Genomic DNA, 24,145 nt, shown 5'->3' with positions numbered 1-24,145 from the left:
CTGTTTTAGGTGTTTTCACCTCATGTCGGCGGGGTGTGGCACGATCACCTCATGTTCGTGGTGACCATCGACCAGCGCCGCAGCCGGACCAGCGCCGACCGGGTGCCCGCCCTCCTCGACGCGCTGGACGGCGTGCCGGTCGCGGCGGCCTTCGAGCGCACGGCCGGCGACGAGGTCCAGGGGTTGCTCGACGACCCCGCCGCCGTGCGCGCGGCCCTGCTCGTCGCGCTGCGCGACGGCGAGTGGCACTGCGGCGTGGGGGTGGGAGACGTCGACGACGAGTCCGTCGCCTCCGGAACCCGGGCCGGTCGCGGGGCCGCCTATATCGCCGCCCGCTCCGCCGTCGACGCCGCCAAGGGCCTCCCCGGCTCGGTGGCCATACGGGTGCCGGGCGACCCCGGATCGCAGGACGAGCGCACGTCGGCGACGGCCTGGGCAGCCGACTGCGAAGCGGTGTGGGCCCTGGTCGCGCCGCTCGTACTCGGCCGCACGGAGGCGCAGTGGCGGGTCGTGGACGCCGTCGACCGCTCCCCCACGCAGGTCGCCGCCGCGGAGGAGCTGGGCATCGCGCCCGCCTCGGTCACCGGAGCCCTGCGACTGTCCCGGATCCGGGAGGAACGAACGGCCTACCCGGCGCTCGACCGGCTGCTCGCCGGCACGCACGCGGCGGCACTCGCCGACCGGTCCGGCGAGCACCCGGCGGCCGCGGCGCGCGGGACCGGGCGCACAGGCCGCGAGCGCGGGGAGTCCGGGCGATGAGCACCTGGCCCGACTGGATCCCCATCGCGATCGTCGTGACGGCCAGCCTCCTCGCCTCCGCCGCGCTGGGGTCGCCGATCGCGTCACTCGTCCTGCGCTCCGCGCAGGTGCCCGAGCCTCCGACGGTCGAGGTCACCGGCGACGAGCGCCGACCGGTGATGCGCCGACGCGACGACCCCGCCCCGCAGGTCCGCGAGGTACTGCGCGGCGGCATGTGGATCGGGATCCTCGAACGTGTCGGACTCACCGCGGCCATCCTCGCCGGGCGCTTTGAGCTCGCCGCGGTGGTCGTGGCCATCAAGGCCCTCGGCCGATACCCCGAGATCCGCGAGAACCCGGCGGTGAGCGAGCGATTCATCATCGGCACGCTCGCCTCCCTGCTCGTCGCCGCGGCGTGCGGGGCGCTCGGACTCGCGGTTCTGCATACCCTGGGCTGAGCACGCCTGCCGATCCGCGAGGAGAGGACACCCGCCATGACCCGCACGACGCTCCTGGTCTCCGCCGCCGTGACCGCGTCCGCGCTGGCCCTGACCGCATGCAGCGGGGGCGGGGACGACACCGCGACCGCGGCTGCCCCGGCCGGCACCTCCGCCGACGCCAGCGCGGAGTCCGGCACGAAAGCCCCGGCCGATCCCGGCGCCGACGCTCCCGCCGATGAGGGTGAGCGCTCGGCCGCCGACGTCATGTTCGTGCGGATGATGATCCCGCACCACGAGCAGGCGATCGAGATGAGCGACATCATCCTGGCCAAATCAGACATCCCCGCCGACACCACAGCCCTCGCCGAGAAGATCAAGGCCGAACAGGCTCCCGAGATCGATCAGATGACGACCTGGCTCGACCAGTGGGGACAACCGCCCGGCCCGCGCGACGGCCACCGGGGCCACGGTGGCGGCGGCATGCCCGTGATGGGCAACGACATGTCGATGATGGACGGCATGCTCTCCGCCGACGAGCTCCAGCAGTTGTTCGACGCCGAGGGCACCGACGCCGCGCGGCTGTACCTGGAGCAGATGATCGCCCACCACGAGGGCGCCATCGACATGGCACAGGGGGAGGTGGCGGACGGCACCTACCCGCCGACCGTCGCCCTGGCCCGGTCGATCATCGACACCCAGCAGCAGGAGATCGCGCGCATGCGTGAGATGCTCGCGGCGATGTGAGGCCTGACCGGCCACGCGACACCCGACGGCGTGATACCCGACAGCGTGATACCCGACAAGGAGCCCGCCCAGCAATGACCACCACCCCTCGTTTCCGTCGCCGGGCCCTCGCCGCGGTCGTCACCGCGAGCTGGCTCACCCTCTCCGCCTGTGGCACCACACAATCGGACCAGGCGGACCAGAGCCCCAGCGGGCAGAACCAGAGCGCGCAGAACCAGGGCGGACAAGACCACAGTGGTCAGAACCAGGCCGAGGCGAGCCAGGTCGCGGCGGTCGAGATCCTCGACCAGTACGGGCTGGCCGATATGGACGCCCGCGGGGTGATCGAGCACCTCGACACGATGCCCGTCGCCGAGCGCCCCACCACCCTCCTCGCCTCGGTCCAGCCGACCGAGCTCGTCCTCACCGACACCGCCGGCGGCTCCATCGCGACCCTGCCGATGCCGGACGAGCAGTTCTACCTGTCCGTCGCGCCCTACGAGGACCAGACCCATGACTGTCTCTTCCACAGTCTGACGACCTGCCTCGGCGAGATGGCCGGCGAGCCCGTCGACATCACCGTGACCGACGAGACGGGGCGGACGGTCGTCGACGAGACCCGCACGGCCTACGACAACGGGTTCGTCGGCCTGTGGCTCCCCCGCGACCTCACCGGCACCCTCACCGTCGAGCACGACGGAAAGTCCTCGACGGTGCCGATCGCCACCGGCGACGACGACCTCACCTGTCTGACCACGGCGCACCTGACGTAAGAGCCCGACGCCGCACCCGACCCGCACCCGCCAGGAGCCCGCCCATGGTCACCGTCCGAACCGCCACGCGTGCCGACGCGCCCGCGATCGCCCGCATCCTCAGCGACGCGTTCCGCGACGACCCCGCATGGTCGGTCACGCTGCCCGAGGACGAGACCCGGCACACCAAACTCACCTCGTACTACCTCCGCCGGGTGCGGCGACACCCCCAGTGGGTCGACGTCGCGATGGACGACGGCCGTGTCGTCGGAGCGGTCCTGTGGCAGCCCCCTGCCGCCCGCGGCGCTCTGGGGACCGCCCGGCGAGCGATCTCCGGTGCGGCCCTGTGGACGCTGGGCCGGCTCCCCCTGGGCCGCGGTGCCCGGCACACCCTCCAGATCGAGGCCTACCGGCCCACCGAACCGCACTGGTACATCCGCGACATCGGCACCGGTCCCCGAGCCCGCGGCAAGGGCGTCGGATCGGCACTGCTGGAGCACCGCCTGAGGGTCGTCGACCACTCCGCGAACCCGCTGGCGTTCCTCGAATCCACCACCCCGGCGAGCCGTCGCCTCTACGAGCGGTTCGGGTTCGAGGCAGTGGGCTCCGTGCCGACGCTGCCCGGTCAGTCCTCGACCGCCATGGTCCGTCGGCCCGTCGACAGCGCGGACCGGTCCGACCGGCCCGACGGACGCGCGGAGTAGACCCGCCGGGCAGCACCTCCTCCGCGCACGCGACGAAGGCCTCAGTACGCTCACGGCTATGACGGCAGACTTCGTGACCCCCATCACAGACACCCTCGGCCGCGCGCGCCAGAACATCATCTACCGCTCCGGAGTCTCCGGGATCACCCCCGCGGTACCGACCGGCGCCGAGAAGCTCGAAGCCGCCGCCCGCCGCGCGCTCCTGCGACGACCCGGCGGCAAAAAGGCCTGGGCCTACGTCTACGGAGGCGCCGGCTCGGGGCAGACGATGGCCGCCAACCGCGAGGCCTTCGACCGCCGGCGACTGGTGCCGCGCATGCTCCGCAACACCTCCCGGCGCGACATCTCCACCACGGTGCTCGGGCAGACGCTCCCCGCGCCCGTCCTGGTGGCCCCGATCGGCGCCGCCGGACTCATTCGTCGCGACGCCGACGTCATGGTCGGCCGGGCCGCCGCCCGGCGCGGACTGCCGTACATCTTCTCCTCGCAGGGCTCCTCGCCCATGGAGGCGACGGCCGCCGCGATGCAGGACAGCCCCCGCTGGTTCCAGCTGTACTGGAGCAGCGACGAGCAGCTGGTTGACAGCTTCATCGCCCGCGCCGAGGCGATCGACGCCGGCGCCCTGGTCGTCACCCTCGACACCACCACGCTGGGCTGGCGGCCGTGGGACCTCGACCTCGGTTCGCTGCCGTTCACCCGCGGTGTCGGGATAGCGCAGTACACCTCGGACCCGCGCTTCCGGCAGTTGGTCGCCGAGCGGGTCGACCGCGAGGCCGCGGCGGGCGCCAGCGCGGACGCCGATGCCGTCAAGGTCACCCCGCAGGCGGCGCTGACGCTGCTCGAGATGGCGCGCAACCACCCGGGTTCGACGCGGGAGAACCTGCGCGCCCCCGAGACCCGTGCCGCCGTGCAGACGTTCCTCGACACGTTCTCCAACCCGGCACTGAGCTGGGATCACCTGGCGACCCTGCGGGACCGGACGAGGCTGCCGATCGTCCTCAAGGGCGTCCTGCACCCCGATGACGCCCGGCAGGCGTTCGATGCCGGTGTCGACGCGGTCATGGTGTCCAACCACGGCGGCCGCCAGGTCGACGGGTCGATCGGCACCCTCGACGCCCTCGTGGCGATCCGCGAGGCGGTCGGCCCGGAGCCGACACTGCTGCTCGACTCGGGCGTCCGCAACGGCACCGACGTCGTCAAGGCCATGGCGTGCGGCGCGAACGCGGTGACGATCGGCCGGCCCCACGTCTACGGCCTGGCCATCGCCGGCGAACACGGCGTCGGCGAGGTGCTCGACAACCTGCTCGCCGAGATCGACCTCACCATGTCGCTGAGAGGCGCCAGCTCGTGGGACGAGGTCGACGCCGCGCTCCTGGCCTGAGACTCGCGCCCGGGGTGATGCTCGCTCTCGGCGCGGTCGTGGTTCGGGCATGAGAAGAGCCCCCGGTCGGCGACTGCCTACCGGGGGCTCTGCTCTGCAACGGGCCAGCTCTGTGGCGGGCCAGCACTGCATCGGGCCGGCTCTGTGGCGACCTAGATGATCGGGTCGCCTTCGCGCCTGGCCTCGGCGGCCTCCTTGACGAAGCCACGAACGAGGACGGCGAGGACGCCGGCCACGATGACGGGCCAGATCAGGACGTAGATCGTGAGAAGGATCGGTGTCATTGTCAGCTGCCTTCCTTCCTAGACGCGGACGAGGTCGTCGTCGTCGTCATCGGTTCGGACGTTCTGGTCGCGGCCGTCGTCGTCGGACTGCGCCTCGAGGGTCTCCGCCGACTCCGCCGTGTCGTAGTCGGCGGTGCGGGCGGCGATCTTGGCGAAGTCGAAGTCCATCGAGCTACGGAAGGACATCGCGGCACAGACGATCGTGCTCACCGCGTACGCCACGAGCGAGGCGGTCAGGGTGTCGTAGTCACGCAGGAAGCCGAAGATGAACGGCGCACTGCCCAGGGCTGCTATCGCGCCGACGACCAGCGCCGGGCGCAGGCCGAAGAACCCGAAGACCATCAGCCCGAGCACCACGCCCACGCCGACCACCGCCAGCGCCTCGATGCCGTACGCGAGCACGCCGCTGTCCGGGATGGCACCGAAACGGGTCGGCAGGAACACCGCGAGCGCCGCGAGCACGGACACGGTGAAGGCCATGTTGGTGACCTTCTTCCAGTAGAAGCTCGCGATCACCGGGAACACCAGGGCGCCCCAGAGTGCACCCACGAAGACCAACAGGTCGAGGATGTTGAAGCGGATGTTGGCGAACACCAGCGCCGCAGCGGTGGCGACGACCATCGTGAGCCGGCCCACGATGAGCATCGTGCGCGGATTGGGGACCTTGCCCTTGCTGCGCAGGCTCTGTCCGTAGACGTCGGTCATGGCGATCGACGACATGGCCGACAGGTCGGAGTCCGCGGTCGACGAGAGCGACCCGATGATCATGATGAAGAACACCGCGACCAGGACGCCCGGCAGGTACTCAGCGGCCACCTGCGGCAGGATGTTGTTGGGGTCGCCGTCCACGGGATCGATACCCGCGTACAGGGCGAGCACGCCCACCATGCCGATGCCGATGATCGTGGCGCCGTAGCCGATCGTCGCCGTGATGAAGGTCGGCTTGATCAGGTCCTCGCGCACCGCGAACAGGCGCTGGGCGATGGTCTGGTTGCCGATCGCGTAAGCCAGCACGGCCGCGATGTAGGGCGCGCCCTGGTTGAGGAACGCGTCCGAGGAGAAGAAGTTGCTCTGCTGCGGGGTCAGGTTGGCCGCACCGCTCGAGAACACCTCGGCACCGCCGAGGAAGAAGAACATCGACGGCACGATGATGATGACCGCGCCGAGCATGGCCAGCACCTGGGCGAAGTCCGTGAGCACCGAGGCGCGGAAGCCGGACCACAGTGTGTAGAGCAGCACACCGGCGGCGATCACGATGATGCCCTGCATGAAGCTGAACGGGCTGAGCATGGCGATCAGGGCGCCACCGGCGATGAAGTTCGACGTCAGCGAGATGACCGAGCCCAGGATGTTGGAGCCGGCCAGCATCAGCTGGGAGGAGCGCCCGTGGCGCGCGAACATGACCTCGGCCAGGGTGTGAGCCTGGGGCGCGACCTTACGGATGCGTCGACCGAAGGGGTAGATGAACAGGATCATCAGGGCACCCCAGAGCCCGTAGTGGATCGGTCCCGACAGACCGTAGAGGTAGCCGGAGTTGACCGAGGCGTACATCGACGAGGCCCAGATCCAGGTGGCCGTCATCGACGCCGCCGAGATGCCGAATCCGATCCGGTGACCGGCCGTCATGTAGTTGTCAGCGTTCTCGTCCTTGCGCGCGATCCGCATGGACATGACCATGGTGCCGCCGTAGAACAGCAGCAGTAGCAATACAAGCGCAGTCGCACTCAGCGCGGGAGAGCCGAGCAAATCCATATCTGCCTTTCTCTCTTTTATTGTCAGAACAACGGGCCCAGCATAGAGAACCCTGACGGGAGACTGAGAATCGCCAAGGCGAGAGGCATTGTCGGGAGGTCCAAAATGGAGCCCGCTCCCCACCGTTCGACGGCCTGCGACCCGGCCACAAGATGGAGGAAAACCCCAAACGGACCTCGGTGCCGAGGCCGATGCTCAGGGAATGTTGTGGATGAACGTTGCCAGATCACCGACCCCAGATAGTTGCGGACGGATGCAAACATTACGGGTCCTGCCTGCGCCGATGGCCCAAGATCAAGCGGCAGCGGTCGACCCCGGCGACTGTGCGCTCCGCGAACGGAGTGCCGTCAACTTAAGAGTGGGCTCACATACCTCAGCAGGTGACTGCGAGGACCACCCCTCGGCCGGGCGCACCCGTGGGCGGGTCGGCGGCGGGCTGGTCGGCGGCGTGCGGGAGGCGGGTGTTCCCGAGGTGTGGATCAGTGCCGGTCGGTGCGGCGGTGCCACGCGGCACGCCACTCATCCGCGCCGGCCTCGGCCGCGGGCACGGGCAGCCGCGACTCCGCGGCCCTGACGGTCTCGGCGAACTCGCGGACCACCCGTCGGTACTCGACCTCCGCTGAGCCGGAGCCGTCGGCGTCGGAGGCCTCGTCGGTGTCGTGGGCGGCGGCGCGGGCGGCGGCGCGGAACAACCCCCCGGCACCGACGTGGACGACCCGCATCCGATCGGGCACAAGATCGTCGGGGATCCCGGCCGACCGGACGCGCTCGAGAACCTTCTGCCCCAGTGCCAGTGCGGGCATGTCCCAGGAGATTCCCTCGACCACACCGCGCGGTGGGCGACCGGCGCGCTCGGCGGCTTTGGCCTCCTGCCACAGTCGGTCCTGCTCGGCGGCATCGAGGGCCCCGGGCCCACGACCGGGCCCGTCGGTGAACCAGTACGGCGCCCGGCGTCGGAGCTTGTCGAGCAACGCCCCGGCCACGTCCTGCACGTCGAACGGCGACTCGTCCCGCTCGGCCCCGATCGCGGCATGGAACAGCACCTGGAGCAGCAGGTCGCCGAGCTCCGAGACCAGCTCGTCGCGGTCGCCGTCCGCCACTGCGTCGACCAGCTCCCACGACTCCTCGAGCAGATACGGCAGGAGGGAGGCGTGGGTCTGGGCGGACTCCCACCGGCCGTGGCGCCGGATGCGGGCCATCACGGCGACGGCCTCGGACAGCCGGTCGCCCGACGCGTCCGCCCGGCGGCCCGCTCGGTCGCCGACCGCCGTCGAGAAGACAGTTTCGCCCGCATCGGCCGAGTGGTCTCGTGCGGAACTGTCTTCTCGATGGGGACGGGGGGCGTCGGCGGCCGGACCGCGCTCACTCATCGCGCCGGCGCGGTCTCGGGCTGGATCACCGGGTTCGAACCCTCCGGGTCGCCGGCCATCGCGGTGAGGAAGTCGGCGGCGTACTGCAACATCTCGTCGTCGCGCGCCTTCTCCCCGCCCGCACCGGCGCGGGCCCCGGCGGCCTTGGGCAGCGGCAGCAGCACGGTCTTCTGCGTGGCCCGGTACTGCGCGGCCGGGTACATGCGCTTGAGACGCATCTGCTGCGAGTCCAGCAGGTCGAGCGGGCCCACGCGCAGGCGCGAGCCGGCCAACACGATCTCGCGGACCCGGTACTTCTGCGCGACCAGCCGCAGCCGCGCCACCGACACCACGCGGCGGGCCTCGACGGGCAGGGGCCCGTACCGGTCGAGCAGCTCCTCCACCACGGCGTCGATATCGCCGGGCTCGCGCGCCTGCGAGAGCTTGCGGTAGGCCTCGAGCCGCAGCCGGTCGCCGTCCACGTAGTCGGGCGGGATGAAGGCGTCGACGGGAAGCTCGATGCGGATCTCGCCGAGCTCCTCCTGCGTCTCGACCTTCTCGCCGTCGGCGATCGCGCGGTAGGCCTCCACCGCCTCGCCGACGAGACGGATGTAGAGGTCGAACCCGACGCCCGCGATGTGGCCCGACTGCTCCGCGCCCAGCACGTTGCCGGCGCCGCGCAGCTCGAGGTCCTTCATCGCCACGGCCATGCCCGCGCCGAGGTCGTTGTTCTGCGCGATGGTCGCGAGCCGGTCGTAGGCGGTCTCGGTGAGCGGCTTCTCCGGGTCGTAGAGGAAGTAGGCGTACCCGCGCTCGCGGGACCGGCCCACGCGGCCGCGCAGCTGGTGCATCTGCGACAGGCCCAGCTGGTCGGAGCGATCCACGATGAGGGTGTTGGCGTTGGAGATGTCCAGGCCGGTCTCGACGATGGTCGTACACACCAGCACGTCGTACTCGCGGTTCCAGAACCCGCCGACGGTCTGCTCGAGCTGCTCCTCCCCCATCTGCCCGTGCGCCACCACGACGCGCGCCTCGGGCACGAGGTCGCGGATCCTCGCGGCGGTGGAGTCGATGGTGCGCACCCGGTTGTGGACGTAGAACACCTGGCCCTCGCGCAGCAGCTCGCGCCGGATGGCGGCGGCGACGTGCTTGTCCGAGTACGCGCCCACGTACGTGAGGACGGGCAGGCGTTCCTCGGGCGGGGTGAGGATCTGGCTCATCTCGCGGATGCCCGCCAGCGACATCTCGAGCGTGCGCGGGATGGGCGTGGCGGACATGGTGAGCACGTCGACGTGGGTGCGCAGGGAGGTGATGTGCTCCTTGTGCTCCACGCCGAAGCGCTGCTCCTCGTCCACGATCACCAGGCCGAGGTTCTTCCACCGCACCCCCGTGGCGAGAAGTCGGTGGGTACCGATCACCACGTCGACCGTCCCGTCGGCCAGGCCCTTGAGGATCTCCTTGGCCTCGGCGTCCGAGGTGAACCGGCTAAGCCCCTTGATGGTCACGGGGAACCCGGTCATCCGCTCGGTGAACGTCGCGAGGTGCTGCTGCGCCAGCAGGGTCGTGGGTACGAGCACGGCGACCTGGGTGCCGTCCTGGACGGCCTTGAACGCGGCGCGAACGGCGACCTCGGTCTTGCCGTAGCCGACGTCGCCCACCACGACGCGGTCCATGGGGGCGGACTTCTCCATGTCCCCCTTGACCTCCTCGATCGCGCTGAGCTGGTCGACGGTCTCTGTGAACGGGAACGCGTCCTCCATCTCGCGCTGCCAGGGCGTGTCGGGGCCGAAGGCGCGCCCCGGGGCGGACTGCCGCTTGGCGTAGAGCTGGACGAGCTCGGTGGCGATCTCGCGGACGGCCTTGCGGGCCTTGCGCTTGGTGTTCTGCCAGTCGGCGCCGCCCATCTTGGACAGCGTCGGTGCCTCGCCGCCGACGTAGCGGCTGAGCTGGCCGAGCGACTCCATCGGCACGTAGAGCCGGTCGCCGGCCGCGCCGCGCTTGCCGGGCGCGTACTCGATCACCAGGTACTCGCGCCGCGAGGAGCCGTCGCCGCCGCGCACCTGCCGCTCGACCATCTCCACGAACCGGCCGATGCCGTGCTGATCGTGGACGACCAGGTCGCCGGCCTTGAGGGCGAGCGGGTCGACCTGGTTGCGGCGCTTGGAGTGGCGGGCCTTGGGGCGCGCCGTGGAACCGAGTCGGTTGCCGGTGAGGTCGGTTTCGGAGACGACGACGAGGTCGCCGGACGCCCCGTCGGCGCCGCCGGTGAGCGCGAACCCGGCGTGCAGGACCGCCTCGTACACCGACACCTGGCCGTCGGCGGGCTCGGAGCCCGCCGGCGCGGCGGTGGCGGGGACCTCGGCCTCGGACAGGCGTTCCAGGATGCGGGTGACGGTGCCGTGGCCCGGGACGACCATCGCGGCCCGGCCGCCGGCGCCGACGAGCGCGCGCAGCCGCGCGAACATGGCCTCCATCTCGGAGTCCTTGCCGCGCGGGGCGGGCGGGTCGCCGGCCTCGACGGTCACCACGAGGCCGTCCTCGGGGTCGGTGAGGAAACCGGGAGGGACGAGCTGCCACCAGGCGCGGCCGGCGCCGGTGGCCTCCTCGCGCACCGCGGAGAAGGTGCGGTAGCCCGAGCCGGACAGGTCGAGGGTCTCACTGTCGACGGGGGCGTCGCCGCCCATGGTGGCGGCGGTCCACGAGGCCTCGAGGAACTCGCGGCCCGCCGAGGCGAGGTCGGCGGCGCGGCGGCGCACCTTGTCGGGGTCGCACACCACGACGCGGGTGTCGTCCGGCATGAGCATCGGCAGGGTGGCCATCTCGCCCGGCACGAGCACGGAGGTCAGGGCCTCCATGCCGTCGCGCGGGATGCCCTCGGCCAGCGAGTCCAGGAGCTCGGCCAGCGTCGGGTTGGCGCGGTGCTCGGCGGCCAGCTGACCGGCCCGGGCGCGGACGTCGTCGTCGAGCAGCAGCTCGCGGCACGGGTAGAGGACGACCTGCTCGACCTCACCGTCGGGCAGCGAGCGCTGGTCGGCGACGGAGAACTCGCGGATCTCGGCGATCTCGTCGCCGTCGAACTCGATGCGCAGCGGGTGGTCGGCCGTGGTCGGGAAGACGTCCACGATGCCGCCGCGCACGGCGATGTCGCCGCGGCGGGCGACCATGTCCTCGCGGGTGTAGGCGAACTCGGCCAGGCGGGCCATGAGGTCGGTCGGGTCGACCTCGGCGCCCCGGGTCAGCCGCACGGGCTCGCGGCGGGCGGCCGCCGGGGAGATGGGCTGCACCACCGATCGCGCCGCCGCGACGATGATCCTCGGCGCCCGTCCGGCCATCACGGCGGACAGCACCTCGAGGCGGCGACCGATCGTGTCGGCCGCCGGCGACAGACGCTCGTGCGGCAACGTCTCCCAGCTCGGGAACTGCGCCACCTCGCCGTCGTACATCCCCGACAGTTCGTCGGCGAGTTCCTCACACTCGCGCTCGGTGGCGGTGACCACCAGCAACGGCGCGCGCTCGGCCATTGCGCCCACCAGGAACGGCCGCAGCGACTCCGGCGCGCGCACCACCGCGGCGTCGCGGTCCAGGCCCGCGCGGAGGTCGGCCAGCGCCGGGTTGGAGATGACCGCACCGGCCAGACCGGACAGCGCGGCGGTCGTGGAGGTGACGGCGGGGGCGGTGGAGGTCACGCGTGAGGGTCCTTCAGGGTCGGGGCGAGGTGGTCGGACTCGGTCTGGGCGGGCGCGGGCGCACGGCACGCGCAGGTCGGCCGTGATCGGACCAGCGGTGCGCGGCGGGGCACGACAGGCGGGCCGATGTGCCAGATCTCCCACTCTAACGGCGCGGCGGCCCCGGTAGCCTGTGCGTATGCGCGAGACCACAGACGCCGCCGCCGGGAACGCCGGACGGGGCACCCCCGGGCCAGCCGCGGGCGACACCGCACCCGGCGAGCCCGCCGCCCCGGTGACGATCGCCCCCGGCCCCCGCGACGACGGACCGGACGCCGGCGCGACGATCGTCGGCTCGCGGGTGTTCACCGACCGGTGGATCGGCGTGCTGCTGGCGATCGGCTCGGCCATCGCGCTGGTCGCGTCGTTCCAGCTCAGCCTGGACAAGATCCGGCTGCTGGAGAACCCGGACTACACGCCCGCATGCAACTTCTCCATTCTCATGAGCTGCAAGAGCGTCATCAACTCGGAGCAGGGCGCGGCGTTCGGCTTCCCCAACCCGTTCATCGGGCTCGTCGGGTACGGCATCGTGATCGCGATCGGCGTCGCCGCCGCCTCCGGCGTGCGGTTCCCCCGCTGGTACTGGGTGGGCGCGCTGCTCGGTCTGACGTTCGCCGCCGGGTTCGTGCACTGGCTGGCGTTCCAGTCCATCTTCGAGATCCAGGTGCTGTGCCCGTGGTGCATGGTCGTGTGGGCCACCACCATCCCCATGTTCTGGTACACGCTGCTGCACGTGCTGGCCAAGCTCACGGCGGCCCGTTGGGTGCGCACTCTGCAGCAGTGGCACCTCGTCCCGGTGGTCGTGTGGTTCCTCGCCGTGGCGGGCGTCATCCTGTGGGCGTTCTGGGACTTTTACTGGGCGGACTTCTTCGCGAACCTCTGATCCGGCGGCCCTCGCCCTGCACCCCGTCGGCGTCGGCGGCCACCTGCAGGCGCTGGCGCGCGCTGCTGGCACCCACGAACACCGGCGGATACCTACTAGAGTCCAATGCCTCACAGTGGACTGCCGCACATCCGAAGTGCGGGCATGATCTCGAGGCGTACGGGCTGAGAGCCCGCTGACAGAGAGGTGGAAACAATGATCACGTCCCTCACCCGAAATTGGTGGGTCCAGCTGATCCGCGGTGTCCTGGCGCTCGTACTCGGCATCACCGCGCTGATCGCCCCCGGCTCGAGCCTCATGCTCGCGGTGTTCCTCGTGGCGGCGTTCGCGATCGCAGACGGCGCTATGACCATCACCACGGGCCTGGGGCTGCGCGGACACAGCGGCTCGTCGAGCCTGTTCATCGGAGGCGGCGCGCTCTTCATCGTGCTCGGCCTGGTCGTGCTGTTCTGGCCGTCGATCACCGTGACCGCGCTGGTGCTGCTCTTCGCGATCTGGCTGATCGCCTCCGGTGCGCTGCTGGTCTACGGCGCGTCCACCCTCCGGACCGTCGTCGCCAACGCGTGGATCATGGGTGCGGTCGGCGTTGTGATCGCCGTGGTGGGACTCGGCCTGGCGCTGTTGGGGCCGTCGACCATCGAGAATTTCCTGCCGTTCGCCGGCTGGTTCGGCGTGATCGTCGGCTTGATCATGATCGCCGTCTCGTTCCGTCTACGCAGTGATGCCGCCAAGCTCTCGAGCGCCCCGGTGGCCGACGAGGTCTGATTCTCGGGCCGACCGTTCCGGCAGGCCGTGACTGCCGAACCTGCCGACACGAATGCCCCCGCTGCCCGCTATTCGAGGGCCGCGGGGGCTTCGTTCTTTCCGGCGGGCCCTGTTCTTCTCGGCCGGTGCCTCGCAGAGGGTGGCGGACTCACCGGGGACCTCACGTGCGCTCACGGGCCCGCGTCACTTACGGTGCGCTCAGGGCCGAGCCGGCCCCGGGCGCAGATCGCGCCCGGCCGAGTCGCCGGCCGGATGACTGCGGCTGGAGTACTTCGCCATGACACCTGACTCGAGCGACGGCGCGGGATCGAGGTGCGACAGGCCGTTGAAGCAGAGATTGACGATGTGCGCGGCCACCTCCTCCTTGGGCGGAGTGCGCTCATCAAGCCACCATTGCGCGGTGCCGGAGACCATGCCGACCAGGGCCTGGGCATAGACGTTCGTGGTGACCGGGTCGAACCCGCGGGCCACGAACTCCTCCTCGAGGATGTAGGTGACACTGGCCGTGGCATCGTTGAGCAGCGTCGAGTACGAGCCACCGTTGTTCAGCGACGAATCACGCACCAGGATCCGGAACCCGTCGGTGCGCTCCTCCACGTAGCGAAGCAGCGCCATCGCGGCGCGCTCGATGCGGCGGCGCGACCCCTCGCCCTCCAACGCCTCGGTGATCTCGGCACCCAGATAGGCCAGCTCGCGGTCACACACCACCGCGTACAGGCCCTCCTTGCCGCCGAAGTGCTCGTAGACGACCGGCTTGGACACGCCTGCGACCGACGCGATCTCCTCGACAGTGGCCGCGTCGTAACCGTACTCGGCGAAAATCCGGCGGCCCACCTCGACCAACTGCTGCCGGCGTTTCGCCGCTGACATCCTGGTACGCGGCGCCGGCGTCATTTCCGACTGACCTGTCATGTGGTGTCGCCTCCCTCGACGGAAAAGCCTAGTCGGAGCATTGAACGCGGCCGACCGATCAGGGGTCGGACTCCCCCGTGTGGGCTGCTAGCGGCCAGGCCACCCATCCGGGAACAGGTAGGGGACAGTGGGTCCGTGCTCGTATGCCAGACTGGGGAGTGGCCCGCGCCGGGCCGTTCCCCCGTGGTGTAATTGGCAACACTCCTGATTTTGGTTCAGGCATTTCAGGTTCGAGTCCTGGCGGGGGAGCTCGAGCACTCCCGACCTTCGCCGCGCACGTGAAGGTGCCGCGGGTCGCGCGGAGGATGACTCCTGGAAGCCAGCGCGTTGTCGGACGCGGACCTTCTCATCAGTCCAGCCGACTAGTTGCCGCCCAATGCTCCATCCTCAGAGAGGGACGACCCGCACAGACGGTCGCCCTCGAAACCCATCTCTTGACGCCACGCCATGTCCGAGCAGTTCGATTCCAGGTATCGACTCTCGGCTGCACCCGGCTGATTGGCACAGAACTCGGTGTTCTGGATCGTCCCGTCTGACATGCGAGACGGCCCGGGGGTCCCGAACAGGCACTCGACGACCGTCGGCGCCGCCGTTGTCGGTACAGCGGCCGCTGTCGGCGCAGTGGGTTCGTCGTCGCCTGGTGGCGCCGGGGCGTCTGTTGCTATCTCGATGTCGCTCAGATTCAACACGAAGACTTCGGTAATCGGACCGCCATCAGTCGGAGCGTTGATCAGCAGCTCGGATTCAGGGTCGACGTCGTCTTTGAGCCAGACGACTCCTCGATACTTGTCACCGGTCTGGACGTTCACGGCGTCGAGCTCGTCAATATCGCCGCAACTCCGCGAGATCGTCCGCTCCTTCTCGATGTAGCCGTCGCGCGTGCGTTCGCGGATCGTGCCCGTATTAAGTACTTCCCGAGTCCCGTCGCCGGACTTCACGTCTACATCGACCTGAATGGCAACAGAGTCGTCCGGTGCCCCACTGCAGGCCCCGGGAACGAATACTCGCTCGATCGTGACGTCAGCGGTGTAACTCGGCCCGCTGATGGTGAACACCTCCCCGAGAGCGATAGGTACTTCAGCGGGCCCAGCCGGAGCCGAACTCGAGGTGATCGGCGTGGGCAGCGCTTCGGATTCCGAGTCGGATTGAGCGGAACATCCGGCAAGAACCAGGACGGCCGCCGCCGCAGCGAAAAGAGCAGAGCGCATATCGGACCTTTCATGGGTGCGCCAGATGTTAGGCAGAGGCACACACTCGCTGAGCATTTTCGCGTATCCGCGATGTACTCAGAGAACGGACCGCGATGGGTGTCGCAGCGCTCCTACTCCCCCGCGGTGGGATGAACACGTAGCCGCTGCCCAGTCGGCCTCCGCCTAGAAGATGCCGCCGAAGATCCCCACCGCCAGAACCAGCAGCAGGATCGCCACCACTGCCAGCACCGTCAGCGCGGGCTGGCGCGAGCGGCGCGGCCTGCGCTCCACCTCGGCATCGGGCCGGAACGCCGGGTCGTTGTCGGGTCGGCCTGGTCCGTTCATCTCCGTCACGTGAACCGCTCCTCCTCCATCCGTGCGTACGTCTCCAGCAGCTCGAGGGCGTGCTCGCCTGCGGCGCCCTCGGCCTGCAGGCCGGTGCGCATCGACTCGAGCATCTCGCGGCCGTGCGGGAACGGCGGCAGCAGCGGGACGTCCGGATCGGTGATCGCGTCGATGACCGTGGGCCGGTCCGCGGAGAACGCCTCCTCCAGCGCCGGCACCAGCTGGTCGGGCTCCTCGACCCGGATCCCCCGCAGGCCGAGCTGCTCGGCGTAGGCGGCCATGTCGAACTCCGGCGCCTCCTGGGAGCGCGCGAACCGCGGCTGCGACTCGCTCTCCCGCTGCTCCCAGCTCACCTCGGCCAGATCGCGGTTGCTGAGCACCACGATCACCATGGTCGGGTCCTCCCAGGCGGGCCACGCCTCGGCCACGGTGATCAGCTCGTTGATACCGAGCATCTGCACCGCGCCGTCGCCGGCCAGCACGGCCACCGGCTTGGCGGGTGCGGCGGCCTTGGCGGCGATCGCGTACGGGATGCCGCAGCCCATCGAGGCCAGCGTCGACGACAGGTGGGCGGGCACGGAGGTGGGCAGATCCATCTGCCGCACGTAGTGGTAGACACTGCTGCCCACGTCCACGGCGAGGCGCGCGTCGTGCGGTATGTGGTCGGCCAGTCGCCGGGCGACCAGCTCGGGGTTGAGTCCGCGTGTGGGCACCTCTGAGCGCATCCGGGAGATCTCCCGCCACTGCCGCACCCATGTCTCGACGTCGCCACGCCAGGCGGAGCGGTCCTTCTCGGCTACCCGCCCGAGCAGCTCACGCAGCGCGAGCGCGGCATCGCCGACCAGGCCCACCTCGATCGGGTACCGGTTCGCCAGGTGTACCGGGTCCAGGTCGATCTGCACGGCCCGCGCCTGCCCGGGTGTCGGGTAGAACTCGGTCCAGGGGTCGTTCGATCCGACTATCAAGAGGGTGTCGCAGTTCTGGAGGATGCGCGCGCTCGCCGTCGTCCCCAGATGCCCCATGGTCCCACCCACCAGCGGCGACGACTCGTCGACGTACGGCTTACCCAACAGGCTCATCGTCACGCCGGCGCCCAGGCGGTCGGCCAACTCCATGAGCTCGGCCTGTGCCCCGGCCGCACCGCGCCCGGCGAGGATCGCGATCCGCTCCCCCGCGTCGAGCACGTCCACCGCGCGCGCCACATCGTCGTCACGAGGCGTGGTGACCCCGTGGGTCCACTCGGGAGCGGTGACCACCACCCCGTGCTCCTGGCCGAGGTCGTCCCCCAACTCCGGCGCGGGTGCGTTCTGCACGTCGTGCGGGAGGATTACCACCACCGGCGTGCGGTGCGTGAGCGCGGAACGGAATGCCCGGTCGAGCACGAACGGCACCTGCTCGGCCGACGCGACGGTCTGCATGTACGGCCCTGCGACGTCGGAGAAGACGTCACCGAGGTTGATCTCCTGCTGATAGCCGGAGCCGAGCACGCTGGTGTGCTGCTGCGCGACCAGGGCCACCACCGGAACGCTGTCGAGTTTGGCGTCGTACAGGCCGTTGATGAGGTGCATCGCGCCCGGACCCTGGGTGGAGGTCACCACGCCGACGGCGCCGGAGTACTTGGCGTCGGCCACCGCCATGAACGCGGCGGACTCCTCGTGCCGCGCGCGCCCGAACGCCGGGGCGATGTCGGAGCGGCGCAGCGCGCCGAGCAGGGGGTTGTTGCCGTCCCCGGCGTAGCCGTAGATCCGTTCGACGTCCCAGGCCACGAGTCGTTCGACGACGAGGTCGGCCACCGTCCTGTCCGTGCTCATACGCGTGTCCTCTCCACTCGTCGGTCCGTGAGTGGCCCCCACCGTAGGGGTCGCCTACGACACGCTCCACCGGTCTGTTGACCGGGCCCGCGACAGCGGTTGACCGGCGCGCGGGGCGGGTCTACCGTGCGCGGCATGGACACGGACCTGAAAGCCCTCGCACTGGTGTGCTCGCTCAAGGCCTCTCCCGCCGAGTCGAGCAGTGACCTCATCGCCCGGCAGATCCTCGACGAGTTGGCCGGTCACGGCGTGACCGGTGAGACCGTCCGCGTCGCCGACTACGACGTGCGCCCGGGTGTCGACGACGACATGGGCGACGGCGACCAGTGGCCCGCCATCCTCGAGAAGATCAGGGCCGCCGACATCCTGGTTTTCTCCACACCCACCTGGGTCGGCCACATGTCGAGCATCGCGCAGCGCGTGCTGGAGCGTCTGGACGCGCAGCTGTCCGCCACCGACGACGACGGCCGGCCGGCGATGTTCGGCAAGGTCGCCGTGGTCTCGGTGGTGGGCAACGAGGACGGCGCGCACAAGATCATCGCCGACACGTTCCAGGGACTCAACGACATCGGGTTCACGATCCCCGCCCAGGGCGGCACCTACTGGAACCACGAGGCGATGAACCCCAAGGACTACAAGGACCTCGACGAGACACCCTCCGCCCTGGCGTCGACCATCACCACGCTCTCGTCGAACGCGGTGCATCTCGCACGGTTCCTCAAGGCCGCGCAGTACCCGGCGGTCGGGTAGCCGACGCGGCGCGCCCGCTCAGCCCTTCGCGCCCCGTTCGACCGCGCTGCGGACGGTGTATCGCAGGAACGCCGGGAACGCGACCGCGCAGATCACCACGCCGATCACGACGAGCACGCCGCCACCGGCCGCCGCGACCGCGGTTCCCACCGACGCCGCCGCCACGCCGTGGGCGACGTCGCCGATCCGCGGCCCGCCGGCCACCACGACGATGAACACGCCCTGCAGGCGACCACGCATCTCGTCGGTGGCCGACTCAAGCAAGATGGCCTGACGGAACGCGGCCGAGACCATGTCCACCGCACCGCCGAACGCCAGCGCCGCGAGCGCCAACCACAGCCACCAGGCCGAGCCCTCGGGTGAGGCCGCACCGACGAACACGCCGAACGCGACCATCGCCAGACCCCACAGCGCCACGCACACCAGCACCGCCAGGCCCTGCCGTCGCACACGCGGGATCCAGCCGGAGAACACACCGCCCAGCACGGCGCCGACGCTCATCGCGGCGAACAACAGCCCGAGCGCGGTCCCGCCGGTCGCGGGGTCACCGAAGGACTCGGTGGCGATCTGCGGGAAGAGCGCCCGCGGCATGCCGAAGACCATCGCGATGATGTCCACGAGGAATGAGGCCAACAGGATGCGGCGGGTGGCCAGGTAGGCGAACCCGTCGATCACCGACCGCAGCCCTACCGAGGGGCGCTCCCCCGACACCGGCTGGGGTGGGAGCCGGTAGACGGCGTACAGCGTCGCCAGGAGCGCGACCGAGTCCAGGAGATACAGCGACTCCAGCCCGAGCACCGGGATGAGGATGCCCGCCGAGAGCGGCCCGACGATCGCGCCGAACTGCATGACGGTCATGTTGAGCGCGGAGGCCGAGGCCAACTGATCGGACGGGACGAGCTTCGGGATGATCGCCGACCGGGTGGGCTGGTTCACCGCGAAGAACGCCTGCTGCACGGCGAGCAGCCCCATCACCAGCCACACGTTCTGGTTCCCGGCGGCGGCCTGCAGCCAGAACAGCGCGGCGGTCGCGATGAGGCCGGTGGTGGTGATCATGAGCAGCGTGCGCCGGTCGAACGCATCGGCCAACGCCCCGCCCCACAGGCCGAACACGATGAGCGGCACGAGCGCGAACACGCCGGTGAGGCCGACATAGGCGGAGTTGCGGGTGATCTCGAAAACCTGTTGCGGCACCGCGACTATGGACAGCTGCGCGCCGATGACCGTGACGATGTTGGCGAGCCACAGTCTGCGGAAGTCCGGCTGCCTCAACGGCCGGGTATCGGCGAGCTGGCGCCTCAGAACTGACACCCGGGGCAGGCTACTCGGCCGCGAGACGGTTCGATTGGTCGGAGTCACCCTCTATCCTCGGACGGAACGTGCACAAAACCGATGGCGATTGCGCAGATGTTGCGCAGCCGCCCATCCCCCACACGGCGCTGCCACGCCCGAGGAGACTTGATGACGACACCGCAGACCGATCGCGCCCAGACCGCGGTCATCGTCCTGGCCGCCGGCTCCGGCACCAGGATGAAGAGCGCCACCCCCAAGATGCTGCACCGCGTGTGCGGGCAGACCATGCTCGGTCACGCCCTGCACGCCGCGGCGGGGATCGAGCCGGACGCGGTCGTCGTGGTGGTGGGGCACCAGCGCGAGCAGGTCTCCGCCGCGGTGGCGGAGCTGTCGGCCGACCTCGGGGTGCCCGTGTCGACGGCCGTCCAGGAGGAGCAGAAGGGCACCGGTGACGCGGTCGCGGCCGGCATGTCGGGGCTGCCCGCCGACTTCTCCGGCACGGTCCTCGTGACCACCTCCGACATCCCGCTGCTCGACGCCGAGACGTTGCGCGAGGTGGTGAGCCGCCACGACATGCGGCCACGGGCGGCGGTCACCGTGCTCACGTCGACGGCGCCCGACCCCACGGGGTACGGCCGCATCGTGAGGAACGACGACGGCGAGGTGCTCAGGATCGTCGAGCACAAGGACGCCTCGGAGGACGAGAAGGCGATCAGCGAGGTCAACTCGGGCATCTACGCGTTCGACGCGCAGGTCCTGCGGGACAAGCTCGGACAGCTGAGCACCGCCAACTCGCAGGGCGAGCTGTACCTCACCGACGTCATCCAGCTGGCCCGGCAGGCCAACGGACTCATCCGCGGACACCGCGTCGAGGACGCGGACCTCGTGGCGGGCGTCAACGACCGTGTGCAGCTGGCCGCGCTGGCCGGTGAGATGAACCGCCGTCTGTGCGAGTCGGCCATGCGCGCCGGGGCGACCATCGTGGACCCGTCCAGCACGTGGCTCGACGTGGGCGTGGAGATCGGACGGGACGTGACGATCCTGCCCGGCACGCACCTGGCGGGCGCGACCGTCGTCCACGACGGCGCGACCATCGGCCCGGACACCACCCTGCAGGACACGACCGTCGGCGAGGGTGCCACGGTCGTGCGTTCACATGCGGTGAGCGCCACAGTCGGGGCTGGCGCCGAGGTCGGCCCGTTCGCGTATCTGCGGCCCGCCGCGGACCTCGGTGCGAACAGCAAGATCGGTACGTTCGTCGAGGTCAAGAAGTCGACGATCGGCGCCAACACCAAGGTGCCGCACCTGACCTATGTGGGGGACGCGACCATCGGTGAGCACACCAACATCGGGGCGTCGAGCGTGTTCGTCAATTACGACGGGGTGAACAAGAACCGTACAGTGATCGGCGATCACTGCCGCACCGGTTCGGACACCATGTTCGTCGCACCGGTGACCGTCGGAGACGGGGCCTATTCGGGCGCGGGTACCGTGATCAAGGACGACGTCCCGCCGGGTGCCCTCGCGGTGTCCGGAGGACGGCAGAGGAACATCGACGACTGGGTGATCAAGAACCGGCCGGATTCCGGCTCGGCCGAGGCCGCCCGTCGTGCCCGGAACGACTCCCAGAAGGACGGACTCACGCAGTGAGCGAGTGGATCGACAACCAGAAGAACCTGATGTTTTTCGCGGGGCGCGCGCACCCCGAGCTCTCCGATCAGGTCGCCGCAGAGCTGGGGGTCGAGGTCACCCCGCAGACTGCCCGGGACTTCGCCAACGGCGAGATCTTCGTCCGCTTCGAACAGTCGGTCCGCGGCTGCGACGCGTTCGTGCTGCAGAGCGCCCCTGCCCCGCTGAACAAGTGGATCATGGAGCAGCTCATCATGATCGACGCGCTCAAGCGCGGCTCCGCCAAGCGGATCACGGCGGTCCTGCCGTTCTACCCGTACGCGCGCCAGGACAAGAAGCACCGCGGGCGTGAGCCGATCTCGGCCCGCCTCATCGCCGACCTGCTCAAGGCCGCCGGCGCCGACCGGATCATCACGGTCGACCTGCACACCGACCAGATCCAGGGCTTCTTCGACGGTCCGGTCGACCACATGCACGCCCAGGGTCAGCTGTCGGACTACGTGCGGCAGCACTACGGGACCGACAACATCGTCGTGGTCTCCCCCGATGCCGGCCGCGTCAAGGTGGGCGAGAAGTGGGCCGACGCGCTCGACGGCGCCCCGCTGGCGTTCGTCCACAAGACCCGCGATCCCAACGTGCCCAACCAGGTCAAGTCCAACCGCGTCGTCGGTGACGTCGAGGGCAAGACCTGCGTGCTCATGGACGACATGATCGACACCGGCGGCACCATCGCCGGCGCGGTCAAGGTCCTCAAGGACGCCGGTGCGGGCGACGTCATCATCGCCACCACGCACGGCATCTTCTCCGACCCGGCCGCCGAGCGCCTCGCCTCCTGCGGCGCCAAGGAGGTCATCACCACCGACACGCTGCCGATCCCGCCGGAGAAGCGCTTCGAGAACCTCACCGTGCTGTCCATCGCGCCGCTGCTGGCCCGGACCATCCACGAGGTCTTCGAGAACGGCTCGGTGACCAGCCTGTTCAACGGTTCCGCGTAGGGGCGACCATGGATGCGACGATCTACCACAACCCCCGCTGCTCCAAGTCGCGGCAGGCTCTCGAGCTGCTGCGGGAGCGGGGCGTGGAGCCGACGATCATCAAGTACCTCGACACCCCGCCGACGGTCGACGAGCTGCGCACGCTCATCGCCGACGCCGGGCTCACGGTGCGGCAGGCCGTCCGCGTCAAGGAGGCGGAGTTCACCGAGCTCGGCCTGATCGACGCCTCGGATGACGAGCTCCTCGCCGCGATGGTCGCCCACCCGCGGTTGATCGAGCGGCCCTTCGTCGTCACCGACAAGGGCACCCGCCTCGCGCGCCCCACGGCGGAGGTCGAGGAGATCCTCTGACGCCACTCCGCCCGGTTCGCGCCTGACGAATACCGGCACCCCACGCGCCCGGACCCGCCGTTCCCTTCTGAGGGGCGGCGGGTCCCGCGCATTTCCGGTCTCGCCGTGCCCGTGTGTCTTCGGCGGGTCCCGCGCACTTCCGGTCTGGCCGTCGGCTCTCGCCCGATTCGCGCTTCCCGCCCGGCCCGGCTCGTCCGATTTGGGTGCGAACCCCCGGCGCCGCTAGGCTGGTCGGGTCATCTCGGCGAGGGAGGACCCGCAAGGGCCGCTCCGTTATCGACGCGATCACCTCTGGCTCCCGCCTCTGGTGCGCTTCGCGCCGGGCCGGAAATACCAACACAGAGGTCATCGCATGTCTGACGTCAACAAGCTCGCCGCCACCGTCCGCACCGAGTTCGGCAAGGGCGCCTCCCGCCGCGCCCGCCGCGACTTCAAGGTCCCCGCGGTGCTGTACGGCCACAACACCGAGCCCCGCCATCTGCTGCTGGGCGCGCTCGAGTTCGCCGCCATCCTGCGTCACGCCGGCACCAACGCCCTGCTCACCCTCGACATCGAGGGCGAGGAGCAGCTGGCCCTGCCCAAGCAGATCGACGTGCACCCGCTGACCCGCGTCATCGAGCACACCGACCTCATCGTCGTGAAGAAGGGCGAGAAGGTCGTCGTCGAGATCGCCGTGCTGGTCACCGGCGAGGCCGCCCCCGGCACCCTGGTCACCACCGACGCCGACGTCATCGAGGTCGAGGTCGACGCCCTCAACATCCCCGAGGACTTCGAGATCTCCGTCGAGGACGCCGAGGCCGGCACGCAGATCACCGCCGCCGACGTCACGCTGCCCGCCGGCGCGACCCTGATCTCCGACCCGGAGACGCTGCTGGTCAACGTCATGGAGGCCCCGTCGGGCGCCGACCTCGAGGCCGACGAGGAGGCCGCCCCCGAGGGTGCGGATGCCGAGGACGCCGCGAAGGCCGCCGAGGAGGACTGATCCCCTTACCGCCGCGCTGTAGCGGCGAGGAGGCCACGGGCCCGGAGACGACCAGAGTGTCGTCCCGGGCCCGTTCCGCATTTCCCCACCCGAACATCCGCTCCCCCGCCTGGCGTCTCGCTCCCCCGCCTGGCGTCTCGCTCCCGTGCCTGCACGGCCAAATACACCGCCGCTCCTCACGATGGCGTCCGGCCCGCCCGCCGGTGCGCGCGAGACGCCATGCCGGGGCGCGGCTGCGGCGGGCCCTGCGGGTTCGGGCGGGCGCGCGGCTGCAGCGGGCCCTGCGGATTCACGCGGCGCGCGGCTGTGGCGGGGGGGGCGGGGGGGGGGGGGGGGCGGGCGGGGGGGGGGGGGGGGGGGGGGGGGGGGGGGGGGGGGGGGGGGGGGGGGGG

At 70.3% G+C, this 24,145-nt stretch carries 22 protein-coding genes and 1 tRNA gene; 14 read left to right on the top strand and 9 right to left on the bottom strand.

Features of this window, described 5'->3' with window-relative positions; all coding sequences use genetic code 11:
• The first annotated feature begins 9 nt into the window (after positions 1-9).
• The 6 genes from KHA85_RS01440 to KHA85_RS01415 all read left to right on the top strand — a co-directional run bounded on the left by KHA85_RS01440 (position 10) and on the right by KHA85_RS01415 (position 4,738).
• Complete coding sequence (locus KHA85_RS01440; RefSeq protein WP_308936815.1) at positions 10-759, top strand: hypothetical protein; 750 nt, start codon at positions 10-12, stop codon at positions 757-759.
• Positions 756-1,196 carry a hypothetical protein gene (locus KHA85_RS01435; RefSeq protein ID WP_213184534.1) on the top strand — a complete coding sequence of 147 codons (441 nt, stop codon included), beginning with the start codon at positions 756-758 and terminating at the stop codon, positions 1,194-1,196. Before KHA85_RS01440 ends, KHA85_RS01435 begins: the two co-directional genes overlap by 4 nt.
• Before the next feature lie 36 nt (positions 1,197-1,232).
• A complete protein-coding gene (locus KHA85_RS01430) occupies positions 1,233-1,922 on the top strand; it encodes a DUF305 domain-containing protein (protein ID WP_213184533.1) in 690 nt (229 codons plus the stop codon).
• Positions 1,923-1,996: 74 nt separating this feature from the next.
• The gene (locus KHA85_RS01425; protein WP_213184532.1) at positions 1,997-2,674 is read left to right on the top strand and encodes a CueP family metal-binding protein; all 678 of its coding nucleotides are present in this window, start codon (positions 1,997-1,999) and stop codon (positions 2,672-2,674) included.
• Between the two features lie 44 nt (positions 2,675-2,718).
• Entirely contained in the window at positions 2,719-3,357 is a 639-nt protein-coding gene (locus KHA85_RS01420) for a GNAT family N-acetyltransferase (RefSeq protein WP_213184531.1), read from the top strand.
• A gap of 58 nt (positions 3,358-3,415) precedes the next feature.
• Positions 3,416-4,738, top strand: a complete 1,323-nt coding sequence (locus KHA85_RS01415; RefSeq protein WP_213184530.1) for an alpha-hydroxy-acid oxidizing protein — start codon at positions 3,416-3,418, stop codon at positions 4,736-4,738.
• A 152-nt stretch (positions 4,739-4,890) separates the two neighbouring features.
• Here KHA85_RS01415 and KHA85_RS01410 read toward each other — a convergent pair whose 3' ends face one another.
• From KHA85_RS01410 to mfd, 4 genes are all read right to left on the bottom strand, one after another.
• The gene (locus KHA85_RS01410; protein WP_096907137.1) at positions 4,891-5,022 is read right to left on the bottom strand and encodes a putative transporter small subunit; all 132 of its coding nucleotides are present in this window, start codon (positions 5,020-5,022) and stop codon (positions 4,891-4,893) included.
• An 18-nt stretch (positions 5,023-5,040) separates the two neighbouring features.
• Positions 5,041-6,774 carry a sodium:solute symporter family protein gene (locus tag KHA85_RS01405; protein WP_213184529.1) on the bottom strand — a complete coding sequence of 578 codons (1,734 nt, stop codon included), beginning with the start codon at positions 6,772-6,774 and terminating at the stop codon, positions 5,041-5,043.
• Positions 6,775-7,253: 479 nt separating this feature from the next.
• Positions 7,254-7,973, bottom strand: coding sequence for a MazG nucleotide pyrophosphohydrolase domain-containing protein (locus tag KHA85_RS01400; protein WP_236885008.1), 720 nt, complete (start codon positions 7,971-7,973; stop codon positions 7,254-7,256).
• A 167-nt stretch (positions 7,974-8,140) separates the two neighbouring features.
• Positions 8,141-11,809, bottom strand: a complete 3,669-nt coding sequence (gene mfd / locus KHA85_RS01395; protein ID WP_213184527.1) for a transcription-repair coupling factor — start codon at positions 11,807-11,809, stop codon at positions 8,141-8,143.
• Positions 11,810-11,987: 178 nt separating this feature from the next.
• Between mfd and KHA85_RS01390 the strand changes: the two genes are divergently transcribed.
• Complete coding sequence (locus tag KHA85_RS01390; protein ID WP_082904392.1) at positions 11,988-12,731, top strand: vitamin K epoxide reductase family protein; 744 nt, start codon at positions 11,988-11,990, stop codon at positions 12,729-12,731.
• 195 nt (positions 12,732-12,926) lie between these two features.
• Positions 12,927-13,496: an HdeD family acid-resistance protein gene (locus tag KHA85_RS01385; RefSeq protein ID WP_213184526.1), complete on the top strand. Its 570-nt coding sequence runs from the start codon at positions 12,927-12,929 to the stop codon at positions 13,494-13,496.
• A 198-nt stretch (positions 13,497-13,694) separates the two neighbouring features.
• Here the strand turns inward: KHA85_RS01385 and KHA85_RS01380 are convergent, their stop codons facing one another.
• Positions 13,695-14,366 (bottom strand): TetR/AcrR family transcriptional regulator, encoded by a 672-nt coding sequence (locus KHA85_RS01380; RefSeq protein ID WP_061229823.1) that lies wholly within the window; start codon positions 14,364-14,366, stop codon positions 13,695-13,697.
• Between the two features lie 219 nt (positions 14,367-14,585).
• Here KHA85_RS01380 and KHA85_RS01375 point away from each other — a divergent pair.
• Positions 14,586-14,657 (top strand) — tRNA-Gln (locus KHA85_RS01375).
• A gap of 113 nt (positions 14,658-14,770) precedes the next feature.
• Here the strand turns inward: KHA85_RS01375 and KHA85_RS01370 are convergent.
• The 3 genes from KHA85_RS01370 to KHA85_RS01360 form a co-directional block, all read right to left on the bottom strand.
• Positions 14,771-15,463, bottom strand: a complete 693-nt coding sequence (locus tag KHA85_RS01370; protein WP_213184525.1) for a hypothetical protein — start codon at positions 15,461-15,463, stop codon at positions 14,771-14,773.
• A 318-nt stretch (positions 15,464-15,781) separates the two neighbouring features.
• Positions 15,782-15,952: a hypothetical protein gene (locus tag KHA85_RS01365; protein ID WP_213184524.1), complete on the bottom strand. Its 171-nt coding sequence runs from the start codon at positions 15,950-15,952 to the stop codon at positions 15,782-15,784.
• Positions 15,949-17,754 (bottom strand): thiamine pyrophosphate-requiring protein, encoded by a 1,806-nt coding sequence (locus KHA85_RS01360; protein WP_213184523.1) that lies wholly within the window; start codon positions 17,752-17,754, stop codon positions 15,949-15,951. The genes KHA85_RS01365 and KHA85_RS01360 overlap by 4 nt, the downstream gene beginning before the upstream one ends.
• 135 nt (positions 17,755-17,889) lie before the next feature.
• Here KHA85_RS01360 and KHA85_RS01355 point away from each other — a divergent pair, with 135 nt between their 5' ends.
• Positions 17,890-18,504 carry a flavodoxin family protein gene (locus KHA85_RS01355; RefSeq protein ID WP_213184522.1) on the top strand — a complete coding sequence of 205 codons (615 nt, stop codon included), beginning with the start codon at positions 17,890-17,892 and terminating at the stop codon, positions 18,502-18,504.
• A gap of 18 nt (positions 18,505-18,522) precedes the next feature.
• Here KHA85_RS01355 and KHA85_RS01350 read toward each other — a convergent pair whose 3' ends face one another.
• Positions 18,523-19,806 (bottom strand): MFS transporter, encoded by a 1,284-nt coding sequence (locus KHA85_RS01350; RefSeq protein ID WP_213184583.1) that lies wholly within the window; start codon positions 19,804-19,806, stop codon positions 18,523-18,525.
• Between the two features lie 159 nt (positions 19,807-19,965).
• Between KHA85_RS01350 and glmU the strand changes: the two genes are divergently transcribed.
• The 4 genes from glmU to KHA85_RS01330 all read left to right on the top strand — a co-directional run bounded on the left by glmU (position 19,966) and on the right by KHA85_RS01330 (position 23,753).
• The gene (gene glmU, locus KHA85_RS01345; RefSeq protein ID WP_213184521.1) at positions 19,966-21,447 is read left to right on the top strand and encodes a bifunctional UDP-N-acetylglucosamine diphosphorylase/glucosamine-1-phosphate N-acetyltransferase GlmU; all 1,482 of its coding nucleotides are present in this window, start codon (positions 19,966-19,968) and stop codon (positions 21,445-21,447) included.
• Positions 21,444-22,421 (top strand): ribose-phosphate diphosphokinase, encoded by a 978-nt coding sequence (locus tag KHA85_RS01340; RefSeq protein ID WP_007630089.1) that lies wholly within the window; start codon positions 21,444-21,446, stop codon positions 22,419-22,421. The genes glmU and KHA85_RS01340 overlap by 4 nt, the downstream gene beginning before the upstream one ends.
• A gap of 8 nt (positions 22,422-22,429) precedes the next feature.
• A complete protein-coding gene (arsC, locus tag KHA85_RS01335; protein WP_213184520.1) occupies positions 22,430-22,771 on the top strand; it encodes an arsenate reductase (glutaredoxin) in 342 nt (113 codons plus the stop codon).
• Between the two features lie 352 nt (positions 22,772-23,123).
• Positions 23,124-23,753, top strand: coding sequence for a 50S ribosomal protein L25/general stress protein Ctc (locus KHA85_RS01330; RefSeq protein ID WP_213184519.1), 630 nt, complete (start codon positions 23,124-23,126; stop codon positions 23,751-23,753).
• Positions 23,754-24,145 lie beyond the last annotated feature (392 nt).

This window comes from Dietzia massiliensis (genome assembly GCF_018390595.1).
GTDB classification, from domain to species: Bacteria; Actinomycetota; Actinomycetes; order Mycobacteriales; family Mycobacteriaceae; genus Dietzia; species Dietzia massiliensis.
This window is presented reverse-complemented; position numbering and strand designations above follow the sequence as displayed.